The organism is Patescibacteria group bacterium, from assembly GCA_041659765.1.
Classification (GTDB): domain Bacteria; phylum Patescibacteriota; class Patescibacteriia; order UBA9934; family UBA9934; genus JAGORL01.
Genome location: JBAZXR010000001.1, coordinates 51,297 through 70,992 on the forward strand (window position 1 = coordinate 51,297; position 19,696 = coordinate 70,992).

16 protein-coding genes are annotated in these 19,696 nt (G+C 51.6%); 6 read left to right on the top strand and 10 right to left on the bottom strand.

Features of this window, described 5'->3' with window-relative positions; translation table 11 throughout:
* The first annotated feature begins 56 nt into the window (after positions 1-56).
* Both WC813_00310 and mutM read left to right on the top strand, forming a co-directional pair.
* A complete protein-coding gene (locus tag WC813_00310; protein ID MFA5946450.1) occupies positions 57-605 on the top strand; it encodes a nucleoside monophosphate kinase in 549 nt (182 codons plus the stop codon).
* Between the two features lie 2 nt (positions 606-607).
* On the top strand, positions 608-1,423 hold the full coding sequence (mutM, locus tag WC813_00315; GenBank protein MFA5946451.1) for a bifunctional DNA-formamidopyrimidine glycosylase/DNA-(apurinic or apyrimidinic site) lyase: 816 nt from the start codon (positions 608-610) through the stop codon (positions 1,421-1,423).
* A gap of 40 nt (positions 1,424-1,463) precedes the next feature.
* On the opposite strand, the gene WC813_00320 is transcribed toward mutM, so the two are convergent.
* Together WC813_00320 and WC813_00325 are read right to left on the bottom strand one after the other, a co-directional pair.
* Positions 1,464-1,904, bottom strand: coding sequence for a hypothetical protein (locus tag WC813_00320; GenBank protein MFA5946452.1), 441 nt, complete (start codon positions 1,902-1,904; stop codon positions 1,464-1,466).
* A 95-nt stretch (positions 1,905-1,999) separates the two neighbouring features.
* Positions 2,000-2,362, bottom strand: a complete 363-nt coding sequence (locus tag WC813_00325; protein ID MFA5946453.1) for a hypothetical protein — start codon at positions 2,360-2,362, stop codon at positions 2,000-2,002.
* A 58-nt stretch (positions 2,363-2,420) separates the two neighbouring features.
* Between WC813_00325 and WC813_00330 the strand changes: the two genes are divergently transcribed.
* From WC813_00330 to trxB, 4 genes are all read left to right on the top strand, one after another.
* A complete protein-coding gene (locus tag WC813_00330; GenBank protein ID MFA5946454.1) occupies positions 2,421-2,918 on the top strand; it encodes a hypothetical protein in 498 nt (165 codons plus the stop codon).
* Between the two features lie 38 nt (positions 2,919-2,956).
* Positions 2,957-4,981, top strand: coding sequence for a translation initiation factor IF-2 (gene infB / locus WC813_00335; GenBank protein ID MFA5946455.1), 2,025 nt, complete (start codon positions 2,957-2,959; stop codon positions 4,979-4,981).
* 5 nt (positions 4,982-4,986) lie between these two features.
* Entirely contained in the window at positions 4,987-5,298 is a 312-nt protein-coding gene (gene trxA, locus WC813_00340; protein ID MFA5946456.1) for a thioredoxin, read from the top strand.
* Positions 5,299-5,952: 654 nt separating this feature from the next.
* On the top strand, positions 5,953-6,876 hold the full coding sequence (gene trxB / locus WC813_00345; protein MFA5946457.1) for a thioredoxin-disulfide reductase: 924 nt from the start codon (positions 5,953-5,955) through the stop codon (positions 6,874-6,876).
* Here trxB and WC813_00350 read toward each other — a convergent pair.
* The 8 genes from WC813_00350 to WC813_00385 form a co-directional block, all read right to left on the bottom strand.
* Positions 6,873-7,736: a cohesin domain-containing protein gene (locus WC813_00350; GenBank protein ID MFA5946458.1), complete on the bottom strand. Its 864-nt coding sequence runs from the start codon at positions 7,734-7,736 to the stop codon at positions 6,873-6,875. The genes trxB and WC813_00350 overlap by 4 nt on opposite strands.
* Entirely contained in the window at positions 7,721-8,605 is an 885-nt protein-coding gene (locus WC813_00355; GenBank protein ID MFA5946459.1) for a hypothetical protein, read from the bottom strand. The genes WC813_00350 and WC813_00355 overlap by 16 nt, the downstream gene beginning before the upstream one ends.
* A gap of 2 nt (positions 8,606-8,607) precedes the next feature.
* Positions 8,608-9,669, bottom strand: coding sequence for an Ig-like domain-containing protein (locus WC813_00360; GenBank protein ID MFA5946460.1), 1,062 nt, complete (start codon positions 9,667-9,669; stop codon positions 8,608-8,610).
* Positions 9,650-10,642, bottom strand: a complete 993-nt coding sequence (locus tag WC813_00365; GenBank protein ID MFA5946461.1) for a hypothetical protein — start codon at positions 10,640-10,642, stop codon at positions 9,650-9,652. Before WC813_00365 ends, WC813_00360 begins: the two co-directional genes overlap by 20 nt.
* 120 nt (positions 10,643-10,762) lie before the next feature.
* Complete coding sequence (locus WC813_00370) at positions 10,763-11,887, bottom strand: hypothetical protein (GenBank protein MFA5946462.1); 1,125 nt, start codon at positions 11,885-11,887, stop codon at positions 10,763-10,765.
* Between the two features lie 125 nt (positions 11,888-12,012).
* Positions 12,013-12,795, bottom strand: coding sequence for a hypothetical protein (locus WC813_00375; protein MFA5946463.1), 783 nt, complete (start codon positions 12,793-12,795; stop codon positions 12,013-12,015).
* A gap of 198 nt (positions 12,796-12,993) precedes the next feature.
* Complete coding sequence (locus WC813_00380; GenBank protein MFA5946464.1) at positions 12,994-13,419, bottom strand: hypothetical protein; 426 nt, start codon at positions 13,417-13,419, stop codon at positions 12,994-12,996.
* A gap of 70 nt (positions 13,420-13,489) precedes the next feature.
* A complete protein-coding gene (locus WC813_00385) occupies positions 13,490-19,669 on the bottom strand; it encodes a hypothetical protein (GenBank protein ID MFA5946465.1) in 6,180 nt (2,059 codons plus the stop codon).
* Positions 19,670-19,696 lie beyond the last annotated feature (27 nt).

The window sequence follows — 19,696 nt, forward strand, 5'->3', positions numbered from 1 at the left end:
GGCCTTTTTTGTACTGCTCTTTTACTGAACGGTCAATTGCGCTATTAATACCCGGTATGACTTACAAAATAATTGTCTACGGTCTTCCTGGGGCGGGGAAGGATACGCAGTGCGAATTACTCGCCAATATTCTTGGAATTCCGCACTTTTCTACGGGGCAGATTTTGCGGGATGAGATTGCCAAGGGGAGCGAGCTAGGCCTGCTCGTAAAACCCTATGTCGAGTCTGGAACCATGATCCCCAAGGGCGTGGCCACTGACATCTACAAAGACAAACTATTGTCCCCAGAAATTCAGAAGAGTGGATATATTGTGAATGGTTACCCCAGATCTGTGGATTCGTTGAAGACATATCTCGAGTTCGAGAAGCCAACGCATTTTATTCACCTAATTATTCCTGACGAGCTGGCTCGCCAACGTCTATCTGCTCGTGGCCGAGGTGATGATGTCTCTGAAGTGATCGAAACCCGTCTTCGCCGCTATTACGAAACCGAGAAAGCGGCGGCGGATTATGCTCGAGAGCATTCGACGGTTCAATTTATCGAAATCAGCAGCTCAGCCTCCCCGGATGAGGTCACTAAAGTGCTCCTCGAACGTCTTAAATAGCTATGCCCGAGCTCCCAGAGGTAGAAACAATCAAGCGTCAATTGAATGAACGCTTGGCCGGGCGAGTCATTTCGGGCGTAGAAATCTGGAAGACTGGTCGGGAGACTCCAAGCGGGAAAAGATTCGAGAAGAAGGTGGTAGGTGGTCGGTTGTTGGCCGTTGGAAGAAGAGCAAAACTTTTGATTTTTAAATTTGCTGACGGGACGGCGATAATTGGCCACTTGAAGATGACGGGTAAGTTTTTGTTTGTTGATAAAAAATATATTAGGCAGAAACACGACCGAATACTTTTTGTATTCGACGGGGGCAAAGAGAGGGTGGTGTGGTCTGATGTGCGGACTTTTGGGTATCTGAAATATGTGTCGGCGAAGGGCCTTGAAGAGGTGCTGTCGAAGTATGGTCCAGAGCCACTCGAGACACCAGTTAAGGTACTTGCTGAGTGCTTGAAAACCCCGGCCTCAAGAACCGTCAAAGCTGCGCTGTTAAACCAGGAATGTATTGCTGGCGTGGGCAATATCTACGCGGATGAGGCCTGTCACCGGACCGGGATTAGACCCACTAGACGGCTTTCGACTTTGACCGAAAAAGATCGAGTAACTTTGATCAAGGAAGTGCAAAAGATTCTGCTCAAGTCGATTGAGCTAAACGGGACCACCGCCAACGATTACGCGGATACTAATGGTGCTCAAGGCGGTTTTTCCGCTTTGTTAAAAGTTTATGGTCGCGAGCAAGAGCCATGTAAGAAATGTAAAACGCCAATTAAGAAAATAGCGCTGGCTGGACGCGGCACGCATTATTGTCCCAGCTGTCAGAAATAAGGACACCGCCCGTCCCGTGCGCGGGAGGGCGGTGTTTGTTTCAGGCTTGAGCCTGATGTGCGGCTTCGATGGGGTCTACCGCTTCGGAGCGCGGAGCGGCGGGGTAGAGGTTTTCCATTTCGCGCTTGAGCTTCTCGAGGACTTTGGTGAACAGGTCTTCCACCACGAACGGCACCTGGAGTTCCAGTCCGTCCTTAGCCCTGGCTTCGTCCTTCAGGTATCGGCTGATGCCGGGGCCGGATTGGTAGGCCAGGCCGCGGATGAGTTCGTCCCAGGCTTTCTTCACGCATTCATCGGAGAACTGATCGGTGGTGTCCAGACGCCAAGAGGTGATTTGGACTTCGCGGCCGTTCCAGTTGAAGCTGAGTTCCTGCAGGTAGACGGGCTTTTGGTCTCCTTTGTGTTCGAAATAACCCTGGTGGACTGAGGCCGAGCCTTCGACCTTGTGGGAGTGGTCGATTGTTTCGGAGAATGCAGACACGGAGAGCGGTGGCATGGGACTCCTCGGGGGGGCGGGGACTCTATAACACAACACGGCCCCCGGTGAAAAGGGCCGTGCACGGTATGGTCGCGTGATCACTTGAGGATGTCCGCTGCGCGGTCACGCCTCTTTAAGAACTGCCTGACCAGATCGATGATAGCGTTCTGGATTTCCATGACGCTGTCTGAGGCCCGTCGCCACATAAAATCGCTCTGGACGGTTTGGTTGACCACTTCGTCTGTCAGCCAGTCGGCAATGCCGCTGGGCGTTTCCTGGGGCCCGGATTCGAGAGTGATCTCATCCGACCCTGGGTCATCGGCATCGTATCCGTAGCACAGGTCAATCATCTTCACTTTGGCGGCTGTTTGCTCCGGATTCACAAGGAGCGCACACATATACCGGCCGTCGCCGGCCGTGAACCGTTCTTCTTTGGGTTCGCTGTCGGGGTCGTCAGGCATGGTGCCTCCTTTGTGGTTCCACCTTAACCTTAGCGAAAAATCCGGTATAATGCAACATATGCCTCATGGCCACTTCATGCGCGGAACCAGGCTTGATTATCTATTGGTAATCGGGCTTTTGATAATTCTAGTGATTGTGATTGCGCTGGCGGTGAATCCTGTTCGTTCATTGTCACTTGCTCGAGACAGTCAGAGAAGCGATGACGTTCGCCAGATCATGACCTCTATTCTGACCCTCTCCCAGCAAAAGAGTGATAAATACGACGCCCTTCTTCGCCGGCTCAAGGCTAACGAGGGTGAGAAGTATCTCCTCGGCACTGGTTCCTCGTGCGCCGGCGACTGGGGGAGATTTTGTCCGACCGAACAGATCGCTGATAACTGTCTGCCTCCCGAAGAAATCTTCCCAACTGCAGAAGACGCCCCAACTGACCCTTCTCATTCACTTTTCGGCTCCTTCGGCACCGGCTACTACGTCACTGCCCATGACGACATGATTGAGGTTGGTTCATGCGGGGCTGATACCGGCATTATTCAATTGGAGACTTTTGCCCCGTAGCTTTTGACGGAAAGACCACTTTCGACTACTATCTTGGCATGAATATTTCGGAACTCGCGCGACGCCTACGGGTGTCCACAGAAGAATTGAGAAGCAAGCTGCCGGAGCTTGGTTTTGACATTGGAGGAAAGGCGTTGAAGATTCCAGATCGTGACGTGGGAAAGATTCAAAACGCCTGGCAGGATTTGAAAAAGCGCCAGTATCTCCAGAAGAAAATGGAGGACCAGAAGCTTCGCGCTGAGAAGAAGCTCCAGGTGCTTTCTGGTACGGCTGAACACGTAAAGATTCCGGGCAAGATTACAGTGCGCGAGTTTTCGACTCTCCTGAACTTGCCGGTGCAGAAAGTGATGCAGGAACTGATGCGTTCCGGTATTTTGGCGTCTTTGAACGAGCCGATCGACTTTGAGTCAGCTTCTATTATTGCCGAGGACTTGGGCTTCATTGCCGAGCCTGCAGAACTTCAGACTGAGTCTTTGCTTGGTGCTGGTGAGGACAGACTTGCGAAGGCTCGTGAAGACGAGAAAGCAGTAGGCGCACACTTCGTGACGCGTCCTCCAGTTATTGTCGTCATGGGCCACGTTGACCACGGCAAGACATCGCTTCTCGACGTCATCCGTAAGGAGAACGTCATGGCTGGTGAAGCTGGCGGTATCACGCAGCACATTGGCGCGTACCAGGTTGTTCGCAATGATCGTCTTTTGACCTTCATCGACACCCCAGGTCACGAAGCGTTTACGGTTATGCGTTCCCGCGGTGCGAAAGTGGCGGACATTGCTATTCTAGTTGTCGCAGCGGACGACGGCGTACAGCCCCAGACCAAAGAAGCGGTAGATATTATTAAGGCCGCCAAGCTGCCGTTCATTGTTGCGATTAACAAGATCGATAAAGACAACGCGAACATGGAGCTCGTGAAGAGCCAGTTGGCAGAACTCGGCCTGGTCCCAGAAGATTGGGGAGGGAAGACGGTTTGTGTTCCTATTTCTGCAAAAAAGAATTTGCACATTGATCAGCTCCTCGACGTCTTGCTTCTCGTCACAGACATGGAGAAGGACAACATTGTTGCCAACCCAGAACGTAAGGCACTCGGAACGATTATCGAGTCCAGAATCGACAAAGGCCAGGGACCGGTGGCGACCATCATCGTTCAGACGGGAACATTGCGTGTCGGCGACGTGCTGTCTGTCGGCGGATATTTGTACGGCAAGGTTCGTGCTTTGACCACCTATGACGGCAAGACGATTAAAGAAGCTTTGCCTTCTACACCGGTGAAGATTCTTGGCTTCAAAGCTGCACCGTCCGTTGGCGATATTCTCGAGGTCCCTGAAAATCCAGCTGAACTTGAAGACGTGCGTGAAGACGTAAAGCGTTCTAAGAGCGGTGCGCAGGATATTGGTACAAAGACCGCTAAGCCTGCTGAAGGTGCTGAAGAGGGCAAGACTGACAAGGTCTTTTTGAACCTCATGGTGAAAGCCGACGTACTTGGTTCCCTTGAAGCGCTCGTGGGTATGATTGAAAAGATTGAGAACCCGCACGTTGGGGTGAAGATTTCATCTAAGGGTCTTGGTAATATTACGGATGTAGACGTGGCCAAGGCAGAAGCGACGAACTCCGTTATCTACGGTTTCAACGTGAAGTCCAGCACTACTGCCGCTGATGCTGCTCGCACAAAGAACATTGATCTCGAGTTACATACGGTCATTTATCGAATCTTCGAGAATGTCGTCGAGCGTCTCAAGAAACTCATTCCGTCTGAGAACATTTATACGGAACTTGGTACGGGTGAAGTCCTCGCACTCTTCAAGAAGACAGAAAAAGGACAGATTGTGGGCGCTAAGGTGAAGAAGGGCAAGTTTGTTCCTGGCGCTGTTGTCCGCGTGCTCCGTGCCGGCCAGATTATGGGCGAGGGACGCATTGAAGCCCTCCAGAGCGGCAAATCCACCGTCAAAGACGTTCTTGCTGGCCAGGATTGTGGACTTTCTTTCCAGGGCAAGACGAAGATTGAAGTTGGTGATACACTCGAAGCCTACAAAGAAGAACTGCAGGCCAGAACGCTTGCGGTATAAACTCTATGGAGCTCACTACAGCGAACTTTGATTCACAGATCACGCAGTCTACAACCCCAGTTGTCGTTGATTTCTGGGCCGTTTGGTGCGGACCATGCAAAGTCATGGGTCCACTCATTGATGAACTCGCCGCAGAAATGCCCGAGGTCTCCTATGCCAAAGTGAACGTGGATGAGAACTCCGAACTCGCTATGCGTTTCAACGTTCTCTCCATTCCCACCTTTGTGGTCATGAAGGGCGGCAGCGAGGTTGGCCGGTTTTCCGGAGCGATGAGTAAGGATGCGTTCAAGGAGAGAGTGAAACAAATCACGGGTTAGTTATATTCCAACCGCGCCCCGCAAGGGGCGTTTTTGGTTGACGAAAGTCATTTTTTACTATTCAATGCTTCAGCATTTCCTGCGCTGGAGGTTTTACATGCATCAAGCAGAAGGCTTTGACGGTCCTGTCCAACCGAAAGGAACGCTTTTCGTGTTGGAGTCATTGTATCGGGCACATGGTGCTGAGGTGATGAGCGACTACATCATGGGAAGAGTGCGTCTTGGGGTGGGTCTTCGGCAGGCCGAGACACCTGAGGAATTCGCTACGGTTCTTCCGGCTTGGCGAGGCTGTCTGCTTCCTCCATCGACGTCGAGGTCGAGCTGGCGGTTTTGCAGACCCGAGCTCAAGCAGGGAAAATCGGATTCGCGTTATGGACGGTGGTTCTTCGGATCTTCTGTCTCGTACTTTGGGGTGTTGCGCGGGTTTTCCGGGTATCTCACTTGGACTCACCGCACCGGGGATTCTATTGGAGCGGGGATTCTGTGGGAGGAAGGTTGCTCTCCCGATCACGAATTTGCTTGGGAGATGTTCGGCTCATGATCCATGACGTTCGCCTCAAGTCTTCGGACCTGGGGCGTTTCTTTTTTTTGTTCACAGTAAGGGTCGACGCATGGGTCGACCCTTACTGTGAGTAGTGCTAAACTCCCTTCACTATGGATCATCAATCTCTTGTCATCATCGGTTCTGGACCGGCGGGGTATACGGCAGCTATTTATGCGGCCCGAGCTATGCTTAAGCCGGTTTTATTTGCGGGGCGTGAACCCGGAGGCCAGCTCATGCTGACGAGCGAAGTGGAGAATTGGCCAGGCGAGCCGACCGGGGTGATGGGGACAGACCTCATGGAGAAGCTGAAGAAGCAGGCTGAGAGATTTGATACGGTGATTTTCCAGGACGTGATTACGTCCGTAGATTTTTCGTCGAAACCTTTCACATTGAAGAGTGAAGGTGGCAAAGAGATGACAGCTGACGCGGTGATTATATCGACGGGCGCATCTGCGAAGTGGATCGGTTGTCCTGGTGAGCGAGAACTGCAGGGCAAAGGTGTTTCCGCTTGCGCCACCTGTGATGGCTTCTTCTTCCGCGGCAAGGAGATCGTCGTGGTCGGCGGAGGAGACTCGGCCATGGAAGAAGCGAACTTTTTGACCAGGTTTGCTTCCAAGGTAACGGTGATCCACCGCAGCGAATCATTCCGAGCCAGCAAGATCATGCTCGAACGCGCGCAGCAGAACCCGAAGATTTCCTTCATCATGGATACTACGGTAGAGGAAGTTCTCGGCGAAGAGAGCATTCGGGCGCTTAAACTCAAGAACACAAAGACCGGAGAAGTGAGCGAATTTCTGACACAAGGGTTATTCGTGGCCATTGGCCACAAGCCGAATACGGAGTTATTTGTCGGCACCGTCACGCTCGACCAGAAGGGTTATATTGTGACGGAGGGTAAATCTACAAAAACAAATATCCCCGGCGTGTTTGCGTGTGGAGATGTGATGGATCCGTATTACCGGCAGGCCGTTACGGCCGCGGGAACTGGGTGTATGGCGGCGCTAGAGGCAGAGCGGTTTTTGGCGGGGCACTAGAAAAGGCTATTTTTTATGGCTTTGGCGCCCCAGCGAGCTATCGTTTCACCGCGCCAAAGCAAGCTAAACAAAATGGCCGTAGCCGGGACAATTACATTTATAATTGGTTTTTTAAGAGGCGGGGCACTGATGGTTGCGGATACGGTTGCGGGGCTCGGGCAAATGACGGTTTCAGATATTTGTTCCGTGCTTGGAACGGCCTCCGTTGGGAGCGTTTCGGTTGGGCAGATGGTCGGGACAGTTTCCGGACAGACTAATTGTTCGGGTATCGGGGCTGCAGACTTTGGCTCTGGGACGTAAATAATCACTGGAGCTGGCGTGGTGGTAGGAGATGGTGTTGGTTGTGCGGGCGGTGGAGGGGGAGCTGGATTTAGCGTGAAAGTGGCCGAGCCTAGTCCGCTCAAGAGTTCTGAGGCTAGGCCGTCGCCAGATAAAACAGATACGCCCGAGTACGAGATGGTGGCTGACCCCGTTGTGATCGGCACAAAGGTTATGATAGCCAGCGTAATGTTTGAACCATTTAATCCAGGGCGAGGCTGGCCGCCCGTAAAAGTAATGGTTCCGGCGTTGTTATCGAACCGCGGATTCATCACCCAAAGTGAGACAGCTGAACCGGAAGTTGAGATAGAGCTAACTTGTAGTTTGCCGGCGGGGAAGGTGATAGAAGCATCAACGGCGTTAGCGATAATCCCGTTTGTGTTGAGTTTAGCCACGACGCTAAAGCTCGCGCCGACCGTCCCTGAACCGGTTACTGGTGAAAAAAATAGATCAGCAGCGTGACTGATATTCGGCCACGCTCCGAATACAAAAAATATAAGTCCAATAAAATTTAGGGCGAATATTTTCAGCGCTTTCGCCATACGATCTGTTTGGTGACGATTACGAAGGCAATTATACCAACGATGATGAACCAATAGGTCAAGCTAGCATACCAAGCTTTAGGATGAAGCGGCGAAACGTGAACTGTTCTGATGTTTCCGGCCTTATCTACGGCCCGTACGTTAAACGCCGAGCTGACCGATTGATCCTTGAGCGGGTAGGGATTAGTAACCCGCACCCACGGGGTGAAGAAGCCTAAAAGTCCGCCAGCTGGTTCTTGGATTTCATAATGGTCTATTCCAGTACCTTTGTCCTGCGCCACAAAGAAGACCGTCCAGGCATTTTTGTAGAGCGCTGGAATGTTTGATATTTCCGGGATAAATGGTTCCGGCGGAATGACGTCAGTAAGCGGAGGGATGGTGATGTTTCGGCGAACATCCGGTGCCAAGACATCTATGCTTGAGTTGCTGATGGAGATCTTTGCAGCTGTTCCTTGCCCGTCATTTTTAAGGAAGAGAGGATCTTTGATTTGAATAGTTCCTTGGCCTTGGCCAGCGGCGGTGAAGACGACAGAGAAGAGCAGTCCTCGAGCACCAGTGAACCCACCGGGCGTCATCCCGGCAAAATGAATTTCTTGGCCGTTGACTTTTGGTTCCTCGACCCAATAGTTAATGATTGACCCGGTGGTGCGAACTTCTTTCACTGCAATAATCTCTTGGGGAAACGACAAAATACCTGAGAATGTATTGATTGATTCATTTCCGGTGTTGATGGTGATGTCCGTTTGAAATTCGGCATTCTCGATGACTGATTTTTGTTCTGGGAGGACAGTAACTTGCGCAGCAAAAAGATTGAGCGGCGAGACAATCGCCGTGAGGGACATGACCACGATGATGTATAGGTATCGCATAGCTATCCTGTCCACCAATATGCAATGATACTTATATCAACCAAGTTCAAACGGCCATCGCCGTTACCGTGGCGAATTTCTAGAATTTTAAATGCGTCTGAGAGTTGCTCTTTGTACCAGTAGAGGCCAATGGAGAAATCTACTAAATTGACGCGTTGATCCTCATTGTAGTCGCCGGGCATGTAGATGATTGGGGCTGCGCCAAGGGTGAAAGACATGGGGAGACTGAGCGTGCTAGTCAGATTATTGAGGCTGGCCTGTGCGGTTACAGAGTATGCTCCTGCTAGTCTTAAGGCGGTCGTATTGAATGTAGCGGCGTAAGCACCGTTTGAATTTGCAGTTACCTGTTGCGTGGCTAGTAATGTTCCTGCGGGAGATGAGAGATTGATCGTGATGGCTGCCCTGGGGGTGCTTTGACCGGTGATTTTAAGCTGGTCTCCGGGCAAGATGACGGTGGAGACCGGGTTAATACTTGGAGAGATGAAGATATTTGGCGTGGTAACGGTGCCTCCGTTGGCCGTGAGGGTGACGGTTGTTAACGCCGAGAAGTTGCCAGCGCTATCCGTAGCTTGAAAACCAAAGGTATAGGTTCCGTTTATAAAATTATTCGCTTTAATCAAGAATTCGCCAACTGCATCCGCCGTAGTGGTGCCAAATTTTTGTCCGTCTTTAAGGAGGGTGATCGGGCTGCTTGGATAGGCTAGTCCGGTAAAGATTTCATTAGTTGAAGAAACCACCACGAGTGGAGTGGAACCGCCGCCGGTTGAGGCGATAGCTGAACATGAGGCAGTATTAAGTGTGCAGCTAGCTGAGCAGCTGATAGAGCCACCGGCGTAACCTTCAGTGACACAAGTATGGCTGTTCATGTTTGCGCCATCACAGTCTTCCCCAATCTGGATGATGCCGTCGCCACAGCCAAGCACTGTGGCCGTAACAGTCACAGTTTCCGTGATGTCTGCTTTAGTTAATTCAACAAAACGCCAAACTCCCGCCGTTAGTAATATGACAGCGAGAGCTATGACTAAAAAACCATGTGGCCTGTGATTAGACTTGCGTCTTCGCATGTGCCCTCTTAATAATCCAGCGGTTATACCGCGTTATAAAGATTATACCAAGAACTAGGGCCACGAAGAGCGCGGAAATAATGAGTATGAGTGCATGCCACGGAATCATCCAGAATGAGACCTTGGCGTCAGTAGTTTTCCCGTCGGTTCCGTATTCGAGATGAAGTTTTGCGGTGAATCGGCCGAGGTGAAAATGCGTCAATTCATATTTCACTTGGGATGCAAAACTTAATTCCTCTGGATACTTTATTTCGCTGCCCTGGGAATCCTTTTCGTTCCAGTATGTTGTTAGCCTCCGGATGCTATCGGGAAGCACGTTGCCATCAGTTGGGTTTGCGTTGAACTCCGTTGTTTTAAGACCGAAAGTATTCCTAATGGTGACGGTTCCGGATGGTTTTACACGGTCTATACCGGTATTCTTAAAACGATACCAGAAGTCGACCGGCGGGGCAGTGAAGAAAGTCTGATTATGTTTAATGCCGAATTCGAGAAGATTTCCTCCCTCCAGAATATCTCCAGAGATACGGAGAAGCATGAGTATTCCGACCTTTGCTCCAAGAGCAACTTCGCCGGTATTTAGTTCATCCGGTGGAACAGTATTCCAGAATATAGCGGCAAAATTTCCACCAGGGGCGGCGTCATTCGGAATCTCTACTGTGTACGGGACGGTGAGGCGCTCATGCGGCCCCAGGGTGACTGAGTCGCGGATGGTTATCCAGGTCGGCAGACCCTCTGTTACTTTGGAGAAGACGGGGTTTCCGGATTCTCCTTCGGCGTCAAACCGCTCGAAGGAAGAGTAATAGGTTATTTCTTTGTCTTCTTCATTTAAAAGAATGATTTCGCCGGTGATGGTTTTGCCTGGATCTCCAATTGTTTCAAGCTTAACTGGAGAAACGGTCAGCGCGAATGCATTTTGTGTTAACAGCAAAATGCCGATAACAGATCCAAACATGCCCAAAAGCATTTTTTTCATATCAGGTTACTGGTGATCCAGTCTAGACCTATACTCCCAATTCCATTGGGCGTTGTCCACGGAGCAGTCCACACGCCTGAAAAGAAAAAGGCCGCCACGGGCGGCATTTTTTGTGTTTAATTAGAATGTTCCGGTGGCTACGTAATTAATCGTAGTGGTGTATGTACCTGCTTCTGTGGAGCCGGTGATGTTCGCCACATAGATGGCGTCGTAGGTTGAGGTTGCAGACGGCCCGGTAGAAGACGCGACTTGGTCTCCAACGTATGTGCTCATGCTGGCCGTGTCATATGCGTATCCAGCTGCCGCGTAAGGCGACGTTACCGTGCCTGAGCCACCGGCGACTGTGTAGCGTACGCCGAACTGTTCGGTGCCAACCGAGGAAGCGCTATTGGCTGCGCCGATTGCGGTGATTGTGGGGTTGCCTGCGGATGAGGAAGTCAGGGTGGATCCGTTTATAGTGACCGCGAATCCGCTGACGGCGTTTGTGGCTACGGCAAAGGTATGGGCAGTAGCCGCAGTAGAAGATCCGTTGGTGTCGCCTGTTGCAAAACGGTCATCGGCTGAATCCAGGGGACCAAAACCGATAGTGTTATCGCTGACAGCGAAGGTGAGAGTTGAGTTCACAGTTGCCGTCACTACTACGTCAGCGTTAGTTTCAATGACTATTGCCCCCTGGCCACTGGTGGTGTTACCGGTGGCATATGTGATGGTGTAAAGAGAGGAATCTACATCAACATTATTTGAGATAGTGCCAGCGCCTGTGGCTGTTGTACCAAACACGCGAAAAGTTGTAGCGGTAGCGGCAGTATTAGCTACCCAACCGGAACAGAACGTGATAGTGAAGGTTTCATTAGTGTCATCAATTGTAACCATGTAATTATCTGTAGCTGTACAGGAAGGAGCTGCGCCCACTGTCAGCGGGGCTGTAGCAGTGTGGTTAGTGTCTGTAAAAGCAAAATCGGCCGTGACCCATGAAGCCGCTGCCAGGAATGAAAAATTGGCGGAGGCGAAATCAATTGTGATAGTGCCGCCGGTAAGGTTCTGTCCAGTGCTGGTCCAAGAAAGGGTGTGGTTTGAAGTGGCACTTGGCGCCTGATCCGTCATGACGTCTGAGATCGCGCTGATGCCGGCGGCGTAAGCGATCGGAGTAAACGCCCCAAGCAATGGACCTATGACCATGGCAGCGATCGCCACCATCAAGCTGAGGCTGGATTTTATACTTTTATTAAACGAATCCGTGCTCATACGTAATAATTTGAATCCAGCGTTTATCATTATTATTATATCAGCAATAGTTATTAACTATGGAGAGTGGGGAGTGAATGTTGATAACTAATTTATGTCAGTATGAGTGTGGATTAAGTAAAAGGTTAAAAAGTTCCAGTTACCACGTAATATAAGGTAGTGGAGTAGGCTCCGGATTCAGTTAGGCTGGTGATGTTGGCTAGGTATCTGGCTGAGTAGGTAGTAGTTACGTCGTCGCCGGAAGTAGCGCCAGCTACTTGGACGGCGGTTGAATCAGTGGCGTTATAAGCAAAACCGGAGGCCGCGTAGGGAGAGGTAACCGTGCCAACTCCGCCAGCAGCAGTCAGACGGAGACCGAATTGTTCGGTGCCGGCAGTCGGGACGGTGTTGGTTCCACCAATAGCGGTGATAGTACCGCCGGCGGCGGTCAGGGTTGCGCCCCGGACGGTTAGCGCATATCCATTATAGGCGGTGGTGCTGATAGCTAGCGTGTGAGCTTCGACTTCTGTAGTTGAGCCGTTGGTGTCGCCGGTAGCATAGGTCGATTGGCTAGTTGAAAGAGAGCCAAAACCGATTGAGTTATCGCTGACGCTAAAGGTTAGGGTTTGCGGGGGCAGAGCCGTCGCACAAATTTTTACGGAGTAAGCATTGCCATCACCAATATGACTGTTAGTTGTGGCCGTCATCGAACCGATTGTTGTATCGAAACCGGAGCAGTTAGTTGCTTGATAGCCGACTGAAACTGTACCACCAGCCGCGACCGACAGGCAGGCGTCATTGCCTGAGTAGTTTGCTTCCGTGTTTTGCTCAATATGAGCGTTGGTCGCGCCTGAAAGTTTTACTACGGTCGCATTTACACCGGTAACACAGCTGGTCCCAAGCCCGACAACATTCGAACAACAAACCATATAGGTATAGTTTGCTTGACTGGGTATCTCGGCATGGTTGCCATTTGGATCATACATTCGTAAAAGAACTGTTCCCGTTGGACAAGATGTAGTGACCGTGCAGGATAACGTGCCTGCGCGAGCGATAGGTGCACCAAAAAGTAGGCCGAGCGAGGCCAGGAGAAGAAAAACGGTGGGAGATAGACGGTGGGTTATAGATTAGGGGGAAATAGGAGGGGCGGCCGGTGCGGGCATTGGTTCTGGTGTCGGAGCTGGAGCTGGAGACGTTTCTGCTTGGGGCTCTTGGACTAAGCTTACGACAGAAATTTCAACCACTTTATTGGTTGAGGGTCGGTAGAGAATAGCTTTTTTCTCTTCTGGATAGACCAGAATCATGTCGCCTTTGAGTGCGGTGGGAAAAAGACCTTGTTTTTTCAGAATTTCTGGGTCTTCAACAGTGGCGATTGTTGGTACGACTCCTTGTGGTAATTCGACCAAATTGCCTACGGCGGCGAGAGTTTCAGCCATGATATCCTGCGTCGGGATAATTTGGGGCACTGACATTAGCCTTAGGCCAAGGTAAATGTTGCCGGCAGTTGAGAAAAGTGAGTAGACGATGAGGGCAATTACCGCGAGTATTTTCATAACAAGACCGCCTCCTTTGTCATTATTAGTATGACTAAATCTTACCATGCGATGTAAAAACAAAGGAAGTTTAAGGAGTCGTAGTTGTGGTTATAGTTGGATCCGTGACAGGTGCCGGCGCTGGTTCGGTGACTGGTGCTGGATCGGTAGTGGTTGTGGTTGGAGCTGTATCGGTGACGATGGTTGTTGTGTCGAGCGGTGTCGTGATGATGGTGGTATCTGTTGTTGTGGTTGCTAGAGGATCAACAGCGGTAACGGTCGTGTCGATTGGAACCGTGGTGGTATCCGTGATTGGGGCGATTGAAGCTGTTGTATCGATTGGGGCGGTAGTAGTGTCAGTTGTCACCGTTTCTACGGGAGCAGGGGTAGGAGCGGGAGCGGGAACAGGGGCAGGAGCAGGAGCAATGGTGGTAGCTGCCGTGCTCGATTCATCTGTGCGTGCATCAGTGATGGCTAAGGCAACCCAGTTGAACGTGAGATCAGCTGTAGCCGGTGCGTTTAACATGATGGTAAAGCCAGTCACATCTTTTCGGCTGACGACTGACTGAATACCGCTACTGAAGTAATTCGCTTCATCAAGCGAGGCAGCTATTTCATCTGGGATCTTCTCAAACGTGACGGAAGCTTGAACTACCGGGACGACATCATATGGTTTGTCAAAAGTAACCCGAACAAAGGTATCGCCGGAACGAATGACTGCAAAACCACCTGTGTCCTTATTAAAGTAAGGGCGGCCGATGATGCTCAGGTCACTCAAGATGCTGAGTCGGGCGCCGATTGAGCTGATCGAGTCTACTTGCAAACCACCGGTGAGAGTAGCAGTTCCGGTCACGTTTAACGTGCCAGGTAAATTAAGGCTAGTTATGGCTAGGCTATTTGATTCCAACGCAATTAAACGGCTCTGAATGTCAGCGATAGCTAAATTATTGGCTAAAACGCTTGTTTCCATGATGGTTAGGCGTGAATTAAGCCCGTCGAGGCCGGCCGAGAGAGCGTTGGTGACGGTCAGTTCTGCAGCTGTTTGAGCGGCGAGAGCGGCGGTGATTGTGGTGTTAGCCGTCTCGATCGCGATTGCCAGTTCTTCAGCTGTTACGTAGGCCGGGACGGTTGTAGTTGCCGTTGCTGGCGCTGTTGAGCCGTTAGTGATCACTGGGTCAGTTGCGCCAGCCACGAGTGGCGCTTCTGGAGCGTAGGAGTTATTTACGAAAGTGAGGACCGTACCTAGGCCTTCGCCGGAGAAACCTGATAATGCTTGACCGATGACTCGTCCCTGAAGTGTGGAACGCATGGCGACGCCGGGGGTTGAGGATGCGGTGAGCAGATCGCCTGGTTCAATGGGTCCATTTTCGCCCGTCACCTTAACTGGCACACGACCGGAAAGAGCTACCGGCAGAGCGGTGACGCCTTCATCGTCTACACCGCCCATGACTACGCCTGGACGAGTAGCAATAATTCCGAGCGTGTCGCGCTGATAGGCTGACGTTGTTTTCTTGACGCCTGCTTTGAGCGAGCCATCAAAAGCGACCACATCACCGGCTTCGATAGTCGAGTCTTTGGTGGTGTAGAATTCGGCCAAGTCAGCTCCAGAATCAATAACTGTAGCGACGGCCATCCCGCCAGCGGAGGCTCCGGATGCGGTGGATGAATAGGCGCAGAGCGCGTAGGTTTGAACGGCTGCACCGGCATTGGCCACCAGCGCGGCGGCGAAAATTGATGGACCGTTGGCATTGTTTGCGCTGGTGAGCGCGGCCGTACCGGAGTCAAGGAGCGTACCCGCGTTACACGAGCTGCCAGTTCTGATTTCGGCCGTGACTGTTTGGTCGGTGTTGCTGAGACTCTTGGTCCATAGATCGAGCGTGACGTAGACGTCGCCAGAAGGCGTGGACGGGGTAATGCTGACGGTGCTAATAAGATTAGCGGTGGCGCTCGTGGTTCCCGAGAGAGTTGTTTCTGTGAGTGAAGACTTACCGAGTTGCGTATCACCACCCAAACAATTTCTCCAAGCACCATTTTCATAGCAGCGATACTTATTCATGCTGGCGTTGTAGTACATGGCTCCATTTACGCCGGTGGGATCGCCCGCATCTGTTTTTGTATCAAGAACCAGGAGCGTGCCGGTAGTATCCGAATTACCGACGGCAACTTTCCCAGTGCCGTTGGGTTTTAACGCCAGGTCTCCATTGCTGCCCGTGGTGACATCAACGGCTCCAGCGCCAGTGTAAGCTTGGCCATTGCCAATCGTGACGCCGCTTGTGCCGGTTAATAATCCGGCCGAGGTAATAGTTCCAGAGCCGGAGGTTGAAATGTTCGAACTCGTAGTGATGTCGCTCGCGGTTGAAATTAGACCGAAGCCGGAGGCGATCGAACCACCCGTTAGTGTGCCAACCGCGGTTAGGCTCGAAGTAATGATTGATCCTGCTAATGTTGTGCCGCTCAAATCTCCAGCGGCATTGACTGTGATCGATGCATCCGGGAAGGTGATTGTGCGGTCAGCTGTTGGGTTAGTTATGGCTATGAAGGTTTCTGAGGTGTCATCAATCGAGCCTTCGAATATCAGTCCAGACATACCAAAGATACCGGCGTTAGCGGCTAGAGCAGGATCGCCAGATAAGGTTTGGGAATAATCTAATCCCATGAGTACATCAGAGCCTGAAGGGGTGCTGATGAGTCCGGTTAATGGCGAAGTCGTGACAGACCGAACATATGTGCCGGTTGCGCTACTGGTATCCTGACCGACGAACACTCTGATAACTCCTTGGCCACTTGCCCATGAATCAAGCGCCTGACCAATGATTACTCCGCCGCTGGTTGCTTTCATGGCGAGACCCGGGGTAGAGGAGGGGGAGAGGAGATCGCCAACTGCAACCGGTCCATTTTCATCAGTGATTTTTACCGGCACGCGACCTTTGAGGGCCACATATCGTCCATTGGTTGTGTCGCCAGCGCCGGTCGCCTCCGCTATACCGGTGAGTGCTAAACCGGGGTTGTCAGAAATAACCCCGATAGTCAGTGGGTCAGTTGGTGACGCCGTTTTTTCAACAAAGAGATTGCCGCTGGCAGAGAGCGCTACTACATCGCCAGCTTGCAGGTTGTCGGCCGGATTCGTGCTGTACATTTCGGCCAAGTCAGTAGAGGCGGCGGTAAAAGCTTGGGCGAACATAGTTAGCTGAGTCGTGCCGTTGGCTACACAGGCCAGACGACCAATCTGTGTTCCGCCATTGTTTTGGAAGATGATTCCTTCGGCTTGCGCGGTAGCGCAGGTGCCTTGGCCGGCACTATTAGTAGGCACTCTGATGATTCCAGTATTTCCGGCAGTCCCTGATGCTATCTGAATAATACTTCCGGTTGAGGTGATATCAATGGCATGGCCAGTTCCAACATTAATATCAATCGCGGCTCCAGAAGTGAGCGCCGTACCGTGGATTACCAAGAGGTTGCCGGTGGTAGCGCTGTCTGCTGTCAGGTTAATAAGACCTGCGGTAACGGCTGTAGGCGCATAAACTCCGGTTGTTTGGATAAGCAATCCGTTGCCGGTGGTCGCGGCTCCCATTTCAATGTCTACCACTCTTCCGGTAGACGCCAAGCTGGCGCCACTACCCGTTAGGAGCATCCCTGCACCTGAAGTGATAGCGCTGGCAGTTATTGAGTGAGCAGTGGTTGTGGTGCCGGCAAAAGCTTGAGTTACGGCGCCAGTGCTGGCAATTTGATAAAGATCGCCGTTGCCAACAGTGAAGAGCGAAGCTGGCGTGGTATCGCCGATTCCAATATTCCCCGCGCCAAGAATAGTAAGCCTCGGAGTTCCAAAGCTTCCGGTATACAACTGAAGACTTGTTGCGGCTGGAGTTCCTATGAGACCTGTGCCGGTGTTATCAACGGCCAGTTCGATTCCTGGGGTTACAGAGCTGTAAGTGTCATTAAACAGACCCATGAGGTACGGATTAAAATCGTCCTGATGGAACCCCGCTACGTAGCCGTTTGTGGCCACCGTTCCTCCGTCTATAACGGTGAATCGGTGCGCGGGTGCGGCGGAGCCAACACCAACAAATCCAGTGGATGTGTCTGCGTATAGTTGATTTGTGTTTACTGCAAAATCACCCGTTGTTGAGAGTACGATGTTCAGATTTGAGCCAGCGGCTGGAGTTACCGTCAGGGCTCCGCTGCCGGTTGTAAGGTCACCGCCATTGACGGTGAGATCACCGGTGGCGGTGACATTGCCAGCGTTCGTAATTATCAGTTGGTCAGTCCCAGCACTATTTTCAAAGACCGCCAGATTTGAAGTCTGCGTAGCATTACCTTGAACAAGCAATTGGATTTCATCCGTATCACCATCTATAGAAAACTTGCCAAGCGAAGCGCCGCCAATGCCCACGTTGTCTGTACTTGTCACGAGTGTCACATCTGTTCCACCATCTGTCCAACCAGCTGCCCCGGTGACGTCAGAGGTGAGGGCAATAGTGCCGGTTGCATCTGGCAATGTCCAAGTACGGCCTGCGGTTAAATCTGCAGAAGTTATAGATCCAGTAAAACTTGCTGCTGCGCCCGCCGACTGAGGGGTGATCGCTAAAATATCACTGCCAGCTGTAGACGAGCCGAACGTGGCGCTGCTCGTGGTGGTGAGCGTAGTAGCAACGGTTGAGCCAGCTAGGTTTAGAGTGTCTCCAGACAGACCAAGAGTAATAGTTCTAGCTCCTACTCCTCCAAGGCCATCGCCAGTGGCAGCTAATGAAAAACCCGTATTTCCGTCAATTTGGAAATTGAGAGTATGTGAGGCCGCGTCAGCTCCGGTTACGCTGATGTTGGTATTGAGGGTTGATTGGTTAGCGGCAGTGGTAATGGAGGCTAGAGCAACGATGGCACCGGAGGAATCCACTTGAAATAGATCTCCGCTACCAACGGTGAATAGGGAAGCTGGAGTGGTATCGCCAATACCTATGTTGCCGCCTACTGCAATTCTGATTGCTTCCGCGTTATTTTGGCCAAATATAACCGGATGACTGTCGAGGGTTCCCACCAGTAGCGAAGTAGTCCCGTTATACCCGAGCACAACCGCCGCGCCTCCGCGGGGGGCTCCAAACATTACTCCGGCTTGGGTATCACCGTAAGCAATTAAAGCCAGTTGTTTGTTGGAATTGTTCGTCACGCCGAGATACATGTAGTCAGCGGTATTTCCATTTTTAAAAGTTAGAACGTCACCACCGGCTTTGGTTGAGTAAACGTCAAGCACAGAGGCGGGAGTAGCGGTTCCAATACCCACGTTTCCACTAAAAATTGCCGCATAGTTATTTGTTGCTCCCGAGGCTGTTGCATAGAGGCCGACGTTCGTTGTGGACGCGCCAGTTTTGGAAAAATAACCAGCGTATCCAGTGCCTGTAATGGCGCCGGAGTGTGACACGTCAAGGCCTTTGGTTGAGGCGGTAGTTGATGTTGATGTTATGGAGAAAGCATTGCCTGTTCCAGCATATGACTGGGTTACGGCCCCGGTTCCAGCAATAGCGAAGAGATCAGTTCCCGCACTATTTTCAAAGACCGCCAGATTTGAAGTCTGTGTAGCATTACCCTGAACAAGCAATTGGATTTCATCTGTATCACCATCTATAGAAAACTTACCAAGCGAAACGCCGCCAATGCCCACGTTGTCTGTGCTTGTCACGAGCGTCACATCCGTTCCGCCATCCGTCCAGCCAGCCGCCCCAGTGATGTCAGAGGTGAGGGCGATAGTGCCGGTTGCATCTGGCAATGTCCAAGTACGGCCTGCGGTTAAATCTGCAGAAGTTATAGATCCAGTAAAACTTGCCGCTGCGCCCGCCGACTGAGGGGTGATCGCTAAAATATCACTGCCAGCTGTAGACGAGCCGAACGTGGCGCTGCTCGTGGTGGTGAGAGTGACGGCGAGCGTCGTAGCTGCGAGGTTGATGGTATCAAGCGAGTCGCCAATCGATACGGTGTCGGCATCAGTGTTAGTGGCGAGTGAGAGGGTGTCGCAGGTGGCCGTGTTACAGACGGTCATGGCTGCATTGGTTCCGCCAAAGTCAGTGGTAAGCGAGGTAAGAATAGTGGCATCTGCGTCAGGAACGGTAAAGGTTCGGAGGAGTGTGGGTCCGGTGATGGCAAATATTCCGTCCCCAACGCCGGTCCAAGGATGGCCAGGATTTGGGGTTGTGGCGCGCGCAATTAAAAGACCGGAAAAAGAAAGTCCGATAAGCAAACATGTGCTCCAGAGCAACCGGAAGGTTTTATTACGAAAACTCATGTTTTTTGCAGGCAAAATTTTGCCTCT